We start from the raw sequence: 16,484 nt of genomic DNA on the forward strand, positions 1-16,484 counted from the left end.
GCCGCGGCGGGGCCGGCGCCGGCGCTGCGAGAGATGTTCAACGCCTTCGCGACCTTCACCGCCCGGCACCCCGAGTTTCACAGGCTGTTGCCCTTCCAGGGACAGGTGGAAAGTGAGCGACTCAACTGGCTGCTGGAGACCTACGTGCGTCCGTACTACGAGATCTCGACCGCCGCCATTCGGGCCGCGCAGCAGGCGGGCGTCGCGCGTCCTGGCGATCCGGGGCGGCTGCACTACGCAGTCGTAGGGATCGTTACGACCAGTATCGTCTTCGAGAAGGAGTACAACAGGATGGCGGGCCTCGACCCGCTCTGTTCAGCGGAAGTCGAGCAGGTCGTGAATCTCGCGTGCGCGCTGATGGGATTGCCGTCTGCAACGCGAATCGCTGATTAAAGAAATTCTGGAGACCGCCGATAAAACAAAGATGCCAAAGCCAAATCGAGTGCTGCCGCGACGCATCGCGGATCGACGATAACGCTGAAGCGTCGCCAAAATTAAAAGGGGTGAAAGAAAAATGAATTTTAGAGCGACAAGCGCGCTTACTTGCATCTCGTTTGCTTCCGTCGCGGTGCTTTCAGGATGCGTTCAATTTACGCCTGTGAAAGATATGGCACTGGACAAGCCAGCCTATCTGGCCGCGCACTTCAACATTGAAAGTCTTCCGGCCTCGGTGCAAGGGAAACTGCCTTCATCCGGCACCCACCCGCTACCGTTCAAGGTTTTGACCATCGTGGGCTCGATGGTCGGCCACGTTGGTGCGACCACGCTGCAGGGTAATTTCCAAACCACCATGATCAATGCGAAGGACACTGGCGTTGTGCAGCAAGTGTCCGAGCTTTCATCGAATGGCATTCCCAGCGCAGCTACATACAGCCTTTCGTACCTCAACCTGTACACGCTGAAGCAAGAGACTGCGGTGTATTCGCAAAGAGTGGCGCCGCTTCCGATTCTCGTGCATGGCGTTGACAACAACCAGTTCGTCTTCGACAAGCCTCGTGAAGGTGCAACATACACGACAACGTTCACGTCGGGCACTACGGTGCAGATCATGAATTTCCGGGATATGGTGCGGACATGTCACGCCGGGCACTATTACCCGGCGTCCAAAGTTACACCGGGGCTGTCTGGGCAAGCAATCGATCTGGATTGCGACGAATCGAAAGACGGCATCATTCAAAACAAAAGCCGCCACACGTACCTTACCGAATATGGCGTCGGCGTAGTTCGTTCGATGGCGACAGCATCGGCAAAATTCGAATGGTCCTATACCGAGTTTGAAAAAGATGGTGAGCACTCTCCAGGCACCGCGGTCAAACCGAGTAACGACAAACCTGCTTAAGGTCTCCGGGTTCCATACGCCGTGCCCTCCTCTGACGGCCGAGGTCGTCAGGACCTCGGCCATCTGTTCAGACTAGTCTCCCCGGACGCTTGCGCGAGCTGGCTTTTACTCGTCAAAGATCCAGGAGGATCTGCGGACTCTTCGAGCGCGAACAGCACGGCAGGAACTGGTCGTTCAATGCCCGCTCCTCATCGGTCAGATAAGCGTCGCGATGATCCGGTTCGCCTGATAACACCCGCGTGAGGCATGTGCCGCACACGCCTTGCTCGCAAGACGTCGGTACGCCTATTCCATGTTTCGACAACGCAGCAATCACTGTCTCGCCAGCTTCCACGTCCAGGACCTGGCCGGTACTCGCCACCTTCACCTGAAATGGGCCGTCAGCGTTCACTGCGCCACTCGCCGGTGCTGCGCCGAAATATTCGCGATGCACGTTCGCGGCAGTCCACCCTGCCCGCTCCGTCGTTGTCAAAACCGCGTCTATGAAACCACCCGGGCCGCATACATAGACGTGCGTGCCCGGTTTCGGACTTGCCAGCACGGTGTCCAGGCTTACTCGCTCGCTTAGGGGAGCCGTATCGAAGTAGAGGTGGACGCGACCCGCCAGCTCGCCTTCGTTCAAGCGCTCAAGGAACGCGGTTCGTGCCGGCTCGCGCGTGCAGTAATGCAGCTCGAACGATTCACCCGCGCGCGCAAGGCGCTCCGCCATGCAGAGAATCGGTGTGATGCCGATGCCGCCCGCCAGCAGTATCGAATGGGTCGCGTCATGCGCTAACGGGAAATGATTTTTCGGCTCGCTGACGTCCAGCAGATCACCCTCTTTCAATGCGTGCATTGCTACCGAGCCGCCACGCGATTGCGGATCGCGCAATACGCCGATCATGTATCGATGCACGTCGTCGGGGTTATTGCATAACGAGTACTGGCGCACAACGCTATCGCCCAGCTTGACGTCGACATGCGAGCCGGCCGAGAAGCGGGGCAATGCTTCGCCGTCGGGACGGGCCAGTTCGAATACGCGAATATCCAGGGCAGCGTCCCATACCTTCGTAATCCTGACTTTCATTTAATATGCGCGGTGGCGCTGTTGGTTTGATCAACACTACCCTGCCGCTCTTTCTCGATCAGGCGGTCTAGCACCTTGCGCGACTGAACTCCGCCGGCATCAATGTTCAGGCTCATGATCCTGCGCCCCGGATTAGCCGATAAATTACGTTGCTGCGCCTCGAGAACAGACAAGTCTTCGGCGAAAATCTTTCCCTGCCCTTCACGGATCTTCGCCGTCAGCGCCTCGTCGTGCGGTGCGAAATTGCGTGCCATACCCCAAAAATACCAGATCGATGTTTCGCTCTCCGGAGTAATAAAATCGACGACAATACTTCCCGCCTTGTACCCGGCCGGTGCGTCATAACCGCCATGCCCCGCATGCGCCACGCCGACATCGATCAACACGTGACTCGGGGCCGTGAAGCGGCAAACCTGCCAGCGATCGCATTTCACGTTGTCCGCAAGACCATTGCCGCGCAATGCAGTCGCCCAGAACGGCGGCGGCATGATGTTCTGCATATATCGGCTGGTCACGACTTCATCGCCGTTGACCTTCGTCACCGGTGCAGCTTCCTCGATTTCCGGCTGGCCAATCGACGTCGCATGCACATACGTCTCATGCGTCAAGTCCATCAGGTTGTCGATCATCAGCCGGTAGTCGCAATTGACGTGATACAACCCACCGCCATAGGCCCACTCCGGGCTCTCCGCCCACTCGAGGTGATGCAGCCTGGCAGGATCGGCTTGATCCTGATCCCCGGGCCAGACCCAGATAAAGCCATAACGCTCGATGGTCCGGTAAGTCCTGATCGCGGGAATGCCGCCGACACGCTGACCCGGCATTGCCGCGCATTTGCCGTCCGGACCCATCGTGAGGCCGTGGTAACCGCAGACCAGTTGGCCGTCGCGCAAGAAGCCAAGTGACAGTTGAGCGCCGCGATGCGGGCAGAAATCTTCGAGCGCGGCGACCTTGCCGTCAGCACCGCGGTAAATGACCATCCTCTCGCCGCAGATCATGCGACCGAGCGGCTTGCTTTCGATCTCATCGGGGGTACAGGCGACGTACCAGGTGTTCCGCAAAAACATGGAAGATTCCCTCTCGTTGACTACTGGAATTCAGCAAGAAACGGCGGCAGCCTTACGCTCAAAAATTCACGCCCGGCGCCCGGGCATGCGAATCAGCTTGCCGCCGGCCAGTTGCGTCAGGGCTTTGTGGTTGTCGAGCGCGGCCTTCAGGTTGTGATGCGCAATCTTCGCGTGTTCGCGCATCAGCGCCTCGGCGCGCGACCCTTCACGGTTCTCGATCGCATCGAGCACCGCGCGGTGCTGCGACTGTGCAATCAGCAACATGTCGCGCGCGCCGGCATCGATCGACTGCACCATCACGAAAGCGCTGGCGGATGCGAACGGCAAGGTCATCACCCGGTCGATCTGGCGCGTGACGACGCTGCTGTTGCACGCACCGGCGAGCACCCGGTGAAAACGGCCGTTGGCATCGACGTAGGCCGAGAATTTTTCATGGCTGAGCTCGCCCTCGAGAATCTCGTCGATCTGTTCGACACAGTCGCGCAGATCCCGCATCGTCGAACGGTCGACTCCGCGTTCCGCCGCAAGCCGCGCCGCAAAACCTTCAAGCGCGCCGCGCAAAGCGATGGAATCGCCAATCTCACTCGCAGTGAACGAACGCGCCGCGAACCCGCCCGCCGGAATTGACTCCAGCAGGCCTTCTTCCTCCAGCCGGATCAACGCAGCGCGTACCGGCGTACGCGAAACGCCCAGCCGCTCGCTTACCCACAACTCGGAAATACGCACGCCAGGCGGCAATTCGCCATCGAGAATCAGTTCGCGCAAGGCGAGGAGCGTGCGCATGGTCTGGGTCACCGTGCCGGCGCCCTTGCGCTCGTGGACATCGTCATGCTGCTGGTCGGCCTGCATGTTCGCCACTCCCTTCTCAAGTTGCTGTTTCATGGTTCGCTGTACTTCGATGTATCCACACTGTATACCGTAACATTCAATTTACGGCGTCATAAGCGGATTTCATCGGCGTTTACCCTCTGTTTATCGATGAAATTAGAAATTCATGGATACAGCAGTGCCGATCGAACCGTCTTGGGGTCGAATTTAGGACGCACGAATCCGTGGCTGGATACTTCCACAGCCAGCGACAGAGTTGTCTTATCAGAACGCCCGTAGCGAGGTTCCGCTACGGGCTTATGAGATGGGAAGGGTTGAGCCGATAGGGTGTTCGTCCGTCATCAGGCAGTGCGAATGCACTGCCTGTGTTCCAGACGCTGATCAGTTCTGAAGCAGGCTCAGGTAATTGCCGCTCGGGTACGCGGTGTTCAACCACGTAGCCAGGCGATTCACCTGAACCTTATCGATTCCCTCCGCTTGCATCTGCGGGATCTGGTTCCATGTCCAGGTCGGGAAGTTTTCGACGGTACCACCCGACAGCGTCGCGTGAACGTAATTAATAGCGCACAAGCTTCTCATGCTCCAAAAACAGGTCGTTTCACCGCTCACGGCATTGGCTTGCCCCTCGCGCTGCCAGGAGTTGATATTGAAGCTTGTTGTCGTATCCATCCAGTTTGACAAGAACGCGCTAACGACCGCCTGCTCCGTCGCAAGGCTGGTCCCTTTCCAGACACCGTTTTGTCCGCCATTCCATACATCCAGGGGACTGGAATCCCGAATCGTCCAGCCACGAGAGACGTTGGTCACCCCCACGCCGTTATCCATTTCCTGGGCACCTTTCAAGACATACAGGAAATTCCGGATCGGCTCGGGTCTGCCGCTGCTCTGATATAAATTGTCAAGAAGACCGTATGCGTACTGCCAATCGGTTGGCAAGTGCACGTTGTGGGCGCCTGACCCCGGGTTGAGCAAAATCTGAAGGTAATACCATTGATTTGCCTTCACGTAATGGGCAACCGGACTACCGAACATGCTGTTATTGGGCGGAAATCCTTGTACATGGGGCGATACATTGAATATGAACCGCCAATATCCACACCAGCCTCTTTGCTCGGCTTTCGGAGCCTGCGCTTTATTAACCCACGCAATAGGGCAATTGACCTCCAGCGCGTTGTCCTGGGCAAGTTCCCAGGATTTCATCAACTGCCATTGCGCCGTCCCATACAGATTTTTCTGTTGTGGAATAGTATAACTTCCGACTACGCCCTCATTAGGCGGCGCAAACCGTTCACCGAGCTCGACTCCCCAGTAATATAGATCGTTGAAAATATCGCCTGTCTTGCCTTGAGCATAACTTGTCCCACCCGTGGCAAGCTGGGTTTTCATATTGTAAGTGCCGTTTCCCGTACCCTCTCCCGCGTAGAGCTTGTTCAGGTTGCCGTTGGTGAAATAGTCACCCCACGCGTCTTTAGGATGGATGTGTGGAACCCAGTGATTCCAATCGGGCAATTGAAAACCGATGGGTATTTCCCTGATATTGATTTTTCCTTTGGTCGATATAGCGGCTTTATTAATCCCGCTCGGGAAAACCGCCGCGAGCGTATCCAGGTCGTTCTCGGACACCGCATCGATTCCCGCCCCGCACGTCCAGTCGCTTACCGGAGCACTGTCCAGACCGGGCCCTGGCTGATAAGGCGGGTTCCACGGCCGGCACTTGGCGCCTGGCATCGGGTACTGGTTCGACAGACTTCTGATATAACTGGCGATCTGCAGGCCTTGATTTTCGGTCAAACCGTGGTATTCACTTCGAACAACAATGGAATTGTTCGAATAATTGAATTTGTACAGATCGCTACCGTTGGCAGTGTGGCAATCCATGCAGTGGGCCTTGAGCTTCTGGCCCGCGTTGATGGGTGAATCCACCAGCGCGGCGCTTTGCCACAAAACCTGACCCGCATTGATATCGCTGGTTTTGGGAAGCGGCGCGGTCCATTTAGTTGGATCGTCTTGAGTAAAGTTATTGCCTGAAACTAAATTCTGCCCGGATGCATTCAGCAAATTAAACGATAAAACCCTGTATCCGGAACTGACGCCATCTGTTGTGTTGAAACGGAAATTAACGACGTTGCTACCGTTTATTGCACCGGAGATGGGTACGTTCAAGCTGATTGTGTCGTAACCTCCCCCTATGCCGCCATACAGTTTCGCATTACCCAATACGGTAACGTTTGCGTTAGTCAAATTAATCCAATTCCCGCCGTTTATCTGAACGGAGCCTTTGCCGTCGTACGATAGATTGTTGACCTTCATGGTCAGGACTTTCGCGGCCGCGCCGCCTGGCACAGTGAGCGTCACGCTTATGACCTTGCCACTGCCGGCAGTCATCACCTCCAGAGGCATGATGACTGCACCGGACGCCGATGTTCCGGCATTCGTTGACGAAGATTGCGCGGAAGTCGATGACGCGGCGCCAGCCGCCGCACTCGCAGAAGCGGCGCTGCTTGCCGAGCCCGAAACACCATTGCCTTGATCCGTTGTACTAGCGGCACCGCCCCCTCCGCCGCCACATGCGCTCAGCATTACGCTGGTGATTACGAGAATCACCGAAACTTTATTGAGTTTTATCATTGTTGATTTGGGTACGGAAAAGACAAAAAACCCAGCCCAAAGCGGCGGGATCCAGCGTTTCCAAATAGAGAGATTTCCGCAGAGGTGCAGGTGCCGAGGCCGGTTAAGTTGTTCTCGAGCAGCACATGACGATTGCCTGAGAAACGCCTCGCTCGAGCCGAGCCGCGCCCTAAGCACTCCGTTAGATCACGGGCTCGGTTCAGCGTGATTCGTCGTTCCGCCGGACCCATGACGGACAGGTCACTCTTATTCTTCTTCACGCCGCCAAGCTTAGGCATTGTTTTCGTCTCCATGCTGCGCATTGCTTAGGTTCAATTCACAACTTCAGCATGTTTACGTATTAATCATCTGACGAATGTGTGTGAAAACTCAGATCTCTATCTTCAAGTCTGGTCGGCGACGTAATACGCATCGGACGTGAGCCATGTCAACTTGCAGCACAAGTTGGCCGCCTCCCCTGCGGAGTCATTTCAAAGTCTTACCAAGTTGACGGGATGATGAATCGTATCAAAGTCAATATTGCGTCATTCAATAGAAATTATTAAAAAATATAGCGACCGGTCGGCCAAAGTTACTTAATTCACGCGCCCAGTTAAAAGTCAGACAAAAGAAATCGGCAAACTGAGTCAGCGTTCACCGGCGCCGATAAACCCGCGTTTTTCGTTGTCTGTATAACGCCCCTCGCAGTTGGCGATGCGGGCAAATATTCTGTTGAAGAGAGATGTTCGACTGCTCTCGAGCTGCTTGAGCTGAACAGGAGGCGGGTTGCGTGCGGCCGGGCATCGTGGCCGGTGGGATCGGCAACGGACTTAGCGACGCCGGCGATGGTGGACCATAGAAGGCCGTGAAATCGGAATACAGGGTCTACCGCGATTAAGGCAGGACAGGGCGGCCGCGATTGCTAGGACGAGGTTACCCGGCGAAGCACGCAACCTCGTTCATTGCTCCGGCCTTAAAGCCGCATAAACGCCTGGCGTAATGCCATATGCGCGCTTGAACAGGCGGTTCAGATGGCTTTGATCGTAAAGGCCGACCGCCACGGCAGCCTCTGCGGGTTTTTGACCCGTTGCAAGAAGTTGTTTCGCGGCTATCAGGCGGACCTGACTCGCGTAGGCATGCGGAGGCAAACCGAATTCCTTGCAAAAGGAGCGCATCAAATGGAAGCGGCTCAGGTTGACATGTGACGCCAGCTCATCGACTGGAATATCGCGATCATAGTGTGCCGCGATGTAATCGCGTACCTGCGCCATCTTCCCTGCTTCCCGGCCGGCCACTTCGACAACAGGTCTGGGTTGCCCATACCGCCCGAAGAGCATTCCCATTGCCGCCCACCAGTTCGCTTGCCGTTCCATCATCGGCGTTCCATTCTTTTCGAGGCTGGCATGCGCCTTGATCAGCAGGCGTGAAAGCTGCGGATCAGGATAAAGGCCGGGAGGAACGAAAAGCGGTTTGTCGTCGCGCGAGTCTTCATGAAAGACAGCGCTAAGCGCGGCCAGACCCTGCATGTCGAGATAGATTGCGCGGTAGTTCCACGCCCGGCCTTCCCAGACCTTGCCGCAGTGATACTCGCCTGCGCCGAAGATCCGGACGGTGCCGGGTCCCGAGACATCGCTGCCGGCACGGGTACAGCACTGGCCAGCGCCATCTTCAGTCATGACGATAACGAGTTCGTCATGCACATGGCGATCGAATTCGTGGGCGACATAGCGGGCACTCACAAGACAAGCGCCATCGAGCGCGCCATCGCGCCAGTAGACAAGTTCCTGTTTGTGCTGCGTCATTGCGACTCCGTCGACACGAGACCCGGACTTGCTTCAAACCAGTTCGATTCTAACGCGACGGTTGCGGCGCCCTTTATTCTCGACCTTGGTGATGCGAAGCGGCCGCGATTGCGCTGTGTTGCTCAGATGACTACCCCCGCACGCCTGCCGATCAAGTCCGTCGATGTCAACAATGCGCACCGTACCATCCGACGTTGGCGGTGGTGCCACCGACAGGCTGCGGATCAAACCGGGCTCCGCTTTCGCCTGCGCCGAGCTAACGTAATAAGCGCGAACGTCCAGGGCCTGATGGATCACATCGTTAAGCGGTGCTTCAAGCGCTCGGAGTGCGTCATTGTCGGCATCGGGCAGATCGAAATCCATGCGGGCCAAACCATCGCCGTTGATCTGTACACCCGTCACCAGTGCCCCGGCAAAGCGCTGATAAACGAGCGCATTCAGAATGTGGGTACCTGTATGTAACTGCGAGACGGTCGAGCGCCAATCGCGATCGATCGCGACCTGAACTTCGCCATCGAGTTCGAGCGCCGCGTCGAGCAAGTGCCAATGCCGGCCCGCTTCGACGGAAATGCCTGTGATCCGCGCAATGCCACCTGCGTGACTAAGCGTCCCCACGTCGGACACCTGGCCGCCACCGCCGGGATGCAATGCCGAGCGGGCCAACACGACCGCGCCAGGCCTGGCGTCAATCACGAAAGTCTCGAATTCGAGCAGATCCGGATGCTCGTGGCACAGGTAGTGGGACATCGCGCGACTCTCTTGAATTCCGTTCGGTGGAATCTCAGTGTAACGAGCCGGCTGTCGTCGCTCTTGGACAAAAGTGCGCTTTGGTTTTGACGGATCAGACCGCCTGGTTCCCCAATCAAAGGTCCAGTACCAGCTCCTGGCTCAATGCTCGCGATACACACGTCGTCAGGTATTCCTGCTTCTCGTCGTCACCGAGAATGCAGTCATTGTGTTCGACTTCACCCGATACATACCGCACCTTGCACGTGCCGCACAATCCTGCGCGGCACGAGGTTTCTATCGCCACGCCAGCGTCTTCGAGCGCATCGGCAATGCTCCGGTCGCTCGACACCGGTATCTGCTGCCCGGTACTCGCAATCTTCACAATGAACTCACCCACAGCAGCCGCAACATTGTCGCTCGCGGCCCGTTCCGGCGCCTTGAAATGTTCGAAGTGAACGGTTCCGGGCGTCCAGTGTCCGGTCGCTGCGGCGCACGCTTTCATGAAGCCGCCCGGACCGCAGTAGTAGACATGCACACCGGGCGCGGTCTCGCTCAACAAGCGCTTTAAATCCAGTCCCTTCGATGGATCGCCGTTATCGAAATGAAATTGCAGCTTGCCGCTTGCGTGCATCGGCGCGAGCTCTGCCGCGAACGCCGTGCAGCTTTCGTCCTTCGCGCAGTAGTGCATTTCATAGCCGATACCCACTTCTTCAAGCCGGTGCGCCATCGCTTTCAACGGCGTCACGCCGATACCGCCCGCCAACAGAATGACCTTCCTGGCATCGGCGGCGAGTTCGAAGTTGTTGCGCGGATGACTGATGCGCACCTTGTCCTGCACGTGCAATCTGTCGTGCAATGCTTTCGAGCCGCCTCGTCCCGCTTCATCACGCAATACCGCAATCACATAACGATGACGTTCGTTCGGCGAATTGCTCAACGAGTATTGACGGACGAAGCCGTCGTTCAAATGCACGTCTATATGCGCGCCCGCAGTGAAAGCGGGCAACAACTCGCCCGACGGATCGACGAACTCATACGAGTTGATACCTCTGCCTTCGAAACGGATCTGGCGCACCATCAGTTCCAATGTGCGAAAGTCCGCCGGGTTGTCTGAACTTGCCATTACTTTTCCTTGTACTCGTTCAAGGGAGGCGCGGGATTTACGCGCCACCCTCGAACGCTTGCAAAAATCCGCTCAGCTCTTGATCGATGCCTCGAGCGCATCGAACTTTTCACGCACGAACGCGGCCCGCTCTTCGCCCTTCAGCGTCTCGCTTTCCGTCAGGATCGCGACAATGCGCTTGGTCACATTGCGGCGGTTCGCCACTTCCTGTTCGACGGTCTCGCCTTCCGGGATATCGAACACATTGCCCGAGCAATAACTATTCGGCGCACCCGCGTTGGCCCGGAACCATTCAGCAAAGTTATCCGCTGACGCCGCCGGGTTCGTGCCGCGCACCGCATCCCGCAGCATCTTGCGGAACATGAACAAACCGGCGTCGAACTTCGTCGGATTTTCAAGCGCATGGACCGCTATCGGCCGCTGGCTGATGATCGCTTCGTAATCGCCTGGCGCGTATTGAGCGTCCTTGTAGTTCTCGCGCTCGCGGTGGCTAGATGGAATGGGCGGCAAATCCTCCAGCTTGTATTTGCCGAAGCGCTCGGGACGGCGCATCGCAACCTGCCCTTCCAGGAAGTCGATCGACTCGTAGCCGACCAGCGATTTGTCGCAGATGCCACGCGTATCGATGCCCGGTCCCATCACGCGCCAGCCGATCATCTTGCTGTTTTCATCGTCGACAGGAACGGTCCAGCGAATGATGTGGAAGCGGCTGAACAACTTCTTCTTCGAACCATCTTCGGACGTATAGGCGTGCAGGCTCAGATTGGGCAGGACCTGATGCTGGACACGCACAAAGAGCCTGTCGTTATCCACCCGGCGAGCGCCCGCGCAAGCAAGACTGCGGCCCTGCTGCACCGGCACGAAATGCATGTCGGGCGCGACCTCCATGGACTTGGCGCCAACCTCGTCGAACGTCGTGCCCTGATACTTGCCGTTCACCACGTTCTTGCCGGCGTGCAGCGCTGTCGGATGGTAGTTATCCGCGGCGTTGTCCTGGACTTGCAGCCAGTTGCAATGCTGGAAGTTGCTGTAGGCCACGAGTTCATCGCCTGGGGCGACCGTGAAGTCACCCTCCCACTCCGGGAACGGCGGCTCCTTGTCGGGCGGTCCCATGTAGGCAAACACCAGACCGTTGCGTTCGACGGCTTTGTACGCGCCCTGCTGGATCGAGCACGCGTATTTCTCGGCTTCCTTTTCTTCGCCGTTTGGAAAGGGCACGTGAAGACAGGTGCCGTCCACGTCGAAGACCATGCCGTGATAGCAGCACTTGATGCCGTGCTCCTGGATCGCACCATATTCAAGCGATGCCCCGCGATGCACGCAATGCGCATGCAGCACGCCCACTCGGCCGCTGCCGTCGCGAAACGCGACCAGCTCTTCGCCGAGGATCTTCAGGTAGCGCGGGGTGTCGGTGAGTTCGATCGACATGCACACGGGATGCCAGAACGCCCGCATGTATTCGCCCATCGGCGTGCCGGGCCCCGTTTCGGTCAGTTCCGGATCGTGGCCCGGAACCTTGTTCGTGTAATAGCCGCCAAACGGCACCAGTTTCTTCGCAACCACGCCGCCACCGGCACTTTTCTGACCTTCTGCCTTCTCTGACTTGATAATCATGGGGATCCTCTGCTGGGTTTATCGCTATCGCCGAGTTCTCTTTACATTTTGAACTCAGAACTCTGTATACAAAGATACAAGTCAAAATACCGCACTGTCTCTACAGGTAAACGCTTGATACCCTCCGTTTCAAACCATCCGTCATTCAGTTTGACGCTGTCCCGGACCAACCTGTAACCTGTTGAACTCAGTATCCAAACTTATCGAGAGTCATCATGGTCGCCAAACTTCTGAAACTTCAGGCACGTACCGACTACGTCGATGAAGTCTATAAAGTGCTGCTCGACGCCATCAGCGAAGGATCGCTCGCGCCTGGAACCCGCATCACGCAGGAGGAAATTGCCGACCAGCTGGCGGTGTCCCGATCGCCCGTGTTGCAGGCGCTGCGCCTGCTCAAGAAAGACGGGCTCGTGCAAGACGCGCCGGGCCGCGGTCTTCTCGTCACCCCGCTCGACGCCACCTGGATCGCGCATCTCTACGAGATCCGCGGCGCGCTCGATTCCCTTGCCGCGAGCCTTGCCGCGCAACGCGGCGCGAAGCTCGATAAATCGCTGATTACGAAAGGCCGCCGCGCGTCGAAGGGCGACGACGTAAAAGCGATGATCGACGCCGACTGGGCTTTCCATTCCGCCATCTACCTTGCATCGGGCAATCCGTTGATTGCGGAAACAGCGCATCTTCACTGGGTTCATCTGCGTCGCGTGATGGGCGCCGTGCTGCAATCGTCGGTTCAACGCAAATCCGTCTGGGACGAACACGCGGCGATTGCCGACGCCATCGCCGCGGGCGACGCGCCCCGCGCGGCGGAACTGACCGCTCTCCATACCAGCCGCGCCCGAGAGAACCTGGTGCGACGGCTGGGTGAAGTACTCGGCGACGAACTCGAGAACGCTGCGCAAGTGCCTTAAGCCCGCGTCTGCGCGCCGCCTTCGAGCACTTGTTCCCTATCCCTCGACGCTTCGCGCTTGCGGCTGTTCACGAGCTTTGCCGGCACAGTGAACACGAGCGCACTGCCAATGATCAGGCTTACCGCAAGCCCGAGCACGCCATTTCCTGTCGATCCCGTCGCGGTCTGGATCAGCCCGATCACATAGGGGCTGACAACGCCCGAGATGCTGCCCACCGAGTTGGCCACGGCCAGTCCAGCCGCCGCTGCCGCGCCGCCGAGAATGGCCGGCGGAAGCACCCAGAACTGCGAGATCGTCGTCATTACGCCCATCGTGCCAACGGTCAGCGCAACCAGTGCAACGGGTGTGGAATGCGCATAGGAGACGCTGAAGTACAGACCCACCGCGCCGATAATGCCCGGCAACGCCAAGTGCCAGCGGCGCTCGCCGCGAGCGTCCGAACTGTGGCTTACGAGCACCATCGTCACGGCGGCAGCAGCGTAGGGAATCGCGCTCAGCAAACCGATGTCCAGCGGATCGGCCACGCCGCTTGCCTTGATCAGCGTGGGCAACCAGAAGCTCACGCCATACAGGCCCATCGTGAAGAAAAAATAGATCAGGCTGAGCAACAAGACCTTGGGATGCAGCAAACCGTCCTTCACCGAATGCAGCACGTGCGCCGAGCGCTCCTCGACCAGCGCGCCTTCGAGGAAGCTTCGTTGCGATGCGGAAAGCCACTTGGCGTCGCTGACTTTGTCATCGAGATAGATCAGTGCGATGAGCCCGAGGATGGCTGTCGGAATGCCCTCAAGGACGAAGAGCCATTGCCACCCTGCAAGCCCATGCGCGCCGCCCATATGGTTCATGATCCAGCCCGACAGCGGACCGCCGACAACGCCGGACATGGGAATGCCGGTCATGAACAGTGCCGTCACCTTGCTGCGTCGCGACGACGGAAACCAATACGTGAGATAGAACAGAATGGCCGGGATGAAACCCGCTTCCGCCACGCCCAGCAGGAAACGCATGATGTAGAAACTGGTCGGCGTAGTGACGAACATCATGCCCGCCGAGATGATGCCCCACGTAATCATGATCCGTGCGATCCAGCGCCTCGCGCCTACCTTTAACAAAAGCAGGTTGCTGGGCACTTCGAACAGCAGATAACCGACGAAGAACACGCCGGCGCCGGCGCCATAGACGGCATCGCTGAAATTGAGGTCCTTGAGCATTTGCAGCTTTGCAAACGCCACGTTGATGCGATCCAGATAGGCACACAAATAACAAAGGAACAGGAACGGCAATAGTCGCCACGTGATCTTGGAGAACGTGGACGCTTCGTCGCGTTTGCTGAATGCGGCCGGACTAGCGGGATTCATGTCTTGTCTCCTGGGGACGGATGAAAAGCGGGACGCCGGCCCTCTCTTGACGGTGGCTGTGTCGTCCCTGCTTAAAGCGCGATACGTGCTGAGCAAATAACGTTCAGCTCATGGAAGAGTAAGGATCAATCGAACATGTCGGGCTGGCTGGCAACGAGGTCGTTCCAGATCGTCTGGAAATGCAGCCAGCCAATGTATTCGCTACCCACATGCTCGCGGCTATATCGCGCCCGTTCCGGCGTGACGAGCCTCGGCGTGATGCCGGTTGCATCGATAAGTAATTGCTGCTGGCAGCAGCGTTCAAGCGCGATAAACCAGAACGCGGCCGACTCGATGCTGTGGCGGCTCGCGGTCAGCAAGCCGTGATTCTGGTGAATAGCCGCCTTCACACCCGTGAACGCATTCGCGACTTTATGGCCCGCCTTCACCTCGACCGCGACCTGTCCAGCTTCATCGCCGATCACCACGTGGTCCTCGAAAAATGCTGCGGCATCTTGCGTAACCGGCTCGAGCTTTTTGCCAAGCGCCGCGAACGCCGTGCCATACACCGTATGCGCGTGGCACATCGCCACGATGTCCTGATGCATCTCATGGACCGCCGCATGCAACACGAAACCCGCTCGATTGATCGCGTGATTGCCCTCCACCACGCGGCCTTCGTGATCCGCGCAAATCAGGTTGGACACCTTCACTTGCGAGAAGTGAATGGCCATCGGATTGGTCCAGTACAGGCCTGGGTTTTCCGGATCGCGCACTGTCAGGTGACCGGCGAAGCCATAATCGAAGCCCTGTTGCGCGAACGCCCTGCATGCTCCGACCAGGCGCTCTTTCAAATGCTGCCGATGCGCTGCGTGACTCGTGAATGTCGGCAACTCCGGGAAGATCAGCCCTTCCTGTTCCGGTTGATAAATCGATACCTTGCCGTCCTTCACCAGCTTTTCCGTTGCACCGGGACGTGCTTCCATGACAGCCGCCATTTGGCTTTCTCCTGTAGAACACATGGGATTGTTTTCAGGGCTTCATGGTCGTCTGCGGGACCCTGATTGACAAACGATGACTGTTCATAGAAAGATGAACAGGATTCATGCATCAGGCAAAAACATTCCAAACGGAGATGGCACGCGCATGCGACGCATACCGAATTTCGTGCTGCTGCGCGCTTTCGAAGCGGCTGCACGACTGGAGAGCTTCACGCTGGCGGCGGAGGAATTGCATCTGTCGCAGTCGGCGATCAGTCATCAGGTCAAGGAACTGGAGACCTATTTCGGCCTGCCTTTATTTCATCGGCGCAACCGGCGCGTCGAAACGACAGCCGAAGGCAGAAGGCTTTTTGACAGCCTCGGACGAGTATTCGACGTGATCGAAGCGGCATGCAGCGAGGTCGCGCTGTCGCCTCAGGCCCAGGTGCTGGCCGTGCATTGCGCGCCGAGTCTTGCGGTGAAATGGCTCGGCCCGCGTCTGCCGAAATTCATGCAGGCGCATCCCGGCATCACGATCCGGCTTTCATCGGGCGCGGAACCGATCGACCTCACGCGCGTGCATGAAGTCGATATCGCCATCTCTTACGGCATGGCGATCGAGCGTCCCGGCTTGCATGTGTATCCGCTCGGCGCGGAACGGATCGTGCCGATGTGTTCGCCCGGCATGTTGCGCACAGGTGTGCCGCTCGAACAGCAGATTGTCGACTTCACGCTGATCGATTCGCAACTCAGCAGGGTTACCTGGCGGGACTGGTTCACGCTGAATGGGTTGGAGTTTCCAAACAAGCCTCGCCCTTCGTTCGATCGCGGCGCGCTGGCGATATCGGCCGCAGTCGACGGCATGGGTATCGCACTCGAAACCACGCGTCTCGCCGAACGTGAATTTGCGCGCGGCGAACTGATCGAGTTCGGTGAAGGCCACTTCAAACCGTTCATGCGCGAGACGCACTTTTTGTCATATCGGACGAACGAGCGCAACCTCGACAAGGTGAAGCTGTTCAGGCTCTGGCTCGCCGACACGGCGGGAATGACCGCGCAGTGGCAAGCCGATGCTGCGTTGTGA

General features: G+C 57.9%; 14 protein-coding genes. 4 read left to right on the top strand and 10 right to left on the bottom strand.

Annotated features, from left to right (window positions below):
- Positions 1-393: hypothetical protein (locus EOS_RS47055; protein ID WP_047847165.1), on the top strand; the 393-nt coding region annotated here is incomplete at its 5' end.
- Between the two features lie 214 nt (positions 394-607).
- On the top strand, positions 608-1,339 hold the full coding sequence (locus EOS_RS13540) for a hypothetical protein (protein ID WP_047847166.1): 732 nt from the start codon (positions 608-610) through the stop codon (positions 1,337-1,339).
- 112 nt (positions 1,340-1,451) lie between these two features.
- Here the strand turns inward: EOS_RS13540 and EOS_RS13545 are convergent, their stop codons facing one another.
- The 8 genes from EOS_RS13545 to EOS_RS13580 form a co-directional block, all read right to left on the bottom strand.
- A complete protein-coding gene (locus EOS_RS13545; protein ID WP_047847167.1) occupies positions 1,452-2,405 on the bottom strand; it encodes a PDR/VanB family oxidoreductase in 954 nt (317 codons plus the stop codon).
- On the bottom strand, positions 2,402-3,472 hold the full coding sequence (locus tag EOS_RS13550) for an aromatic ring-hydroxylating dioxygenase subunit alpha (protein ID WP_047847168.1): 1,071 nt from the start codon (positions 3,470-3,472) through the stop codon (positions 2,402-2,404). Before EOS_RS13550 ends, EOS_RS13545 begins: the two co-directional genes overlap by 4 nt.
- A 66-nt stretch (positions 3,473-3,538) precedes the next feature.
- On the bottom strand, positions 3,539-4,321 hold the full coding sequence (locus EOS_RS13555; protein ID WP_047847236.1) for a GntR family transcriptional regulator: 783 nt from the start codon (positions 4,319-4,321) through the stop codon (positions 3,539-3,541).
- Between the two features lie 360 nt (positions 4,322-4,681).
- Positions 4,682-6,928: a hypothetical protein gene (locus EOS_RS13560; protein WP_152693118.1), complete on the bottom strand. Its 2,247-nt coding sequence runs from the start codon at positions 6,926-6,928 to the stop codon at positions 4,682-4,684.
- 938 nt (positions 6,929-7,866) lie between these two features.
- Positions 7,867-8,709 carry a helix-turn-helix domain-containing protein gene (locus EOS_RS13565; RefSeq protein ID WP_047847170.1) on the bottom strand — a complete coding sequence of 281 codons (843 nt, stop codon included), beginning with the start codon at positions 8,707-8,709 and terminating at the stop codon, positions 7,867-7,869.
- A gap of 33 nt (positions 8,710-8,742) precedes the next feature.
- Complete coding sequence (locus EOS_RS13570) at positions 8,743-9,456, bottom strand: alanyl-tRNA editing protein (RefSeq protein WP_047847171.1); 714 nt, start codon at positions 9,454-9,456, stop codon at positions 8,743-8,745.
- A gap of 115 nt (positions 9,457-9,571) precedes the next feature.
- Entirely contained in the window at positions 9,572-10,561 is a 990-nt protein-coding gene (locus EOS_RS13575) for a PDR/VanB family oxidoreductase (protein ID WP_047847172.1), read from the bottom strand.
- 72 nt (positions 10,562-10,633) lie between these two features.
- Positions 10,634-12,175: a Rieske 2Fe-2S domain-containing protein gene (locus EOS_RS13580; RefSeq protein WP_047847173.1), complete on the bottom strand. Its 1,542-nt coding sequence runs from the start codon at positions 12,173-12,175 to the stop codon at positions 10,634-10,636.
- Between the two features lie 215 nt (positions 12,176-12,390).
- Here EOS_RS13580 and EOS_RS13585 point away from each other — a divergent pair, with 215 nt between their 5' ends.
- Positions 12,391-13,083 carry a GntR family transcriptional regulator gene (locus EOS_RS13585; RefSeq protein WP_047847174.1) on the top strand — a complete coding sequence of 231 codons (693 nt, stop codon included), beginning with the start codon at positions 12,391-12,393 and terminating at the stop codon, positions 13,081-13,083.
- Here EOS_RS13585 and EOS_RS13590 read toward each other — a convergent pair.
- On the bottom strand, positions 13,080-14,441 hold the full coding sequence (locus EOS_RS13590) for an MFS transporter (protein WP_047847175.1): 1,362 nt from the start codon (positions 14,439-14,441) through the stop codon (positions 13,080-13,082). The two genes, EOS_RS13585 and EOS_RS13590, sit on opposite strands and share 4 nt — an antisense overlap.
- Before the next feature lie 125 nt (positions 14,442-14,566).
- Positions 14,567-15,418, bottom strand: coding sequence for a class II aldolase/adducin family protein (locus EOS_RS13595; protein ID WP_047847176.1), 852 nt, complete (start codon positions 15,416-15,418; stop codon positions 14,567-14,569).
- Positions 15,419-15,566: 148 nt separating this feature from the next.
- Here EOS_RS13595 and EOS_RS13600 point away from each other — a divergent pair, with 148 nt between their 5' ends.
- Positions 15,567-16,484 carry a LysR substrate-binding domain-containing protein gene (locus EOS_RS13600; protein ID WP_047847177.1) on the top strand — a complete coding sequence of 306 codons (918 nt, stop codon included), beginning with the start codon at positions 15,567-15,569 and terminating at the stop codon, positions 16,482-16,484.

Source organism: Caballeronia mineralivorans PML1(12) (genome assembly GCF_001028175.1).
Taxonomy (GTDB): domain Bacteria; phylum Pseudomonadota; class Gammaproteobacteria; order Burkholderiales; family Burkholderiaceae; genus Caballeronia; species Caballeronia mineralivorans.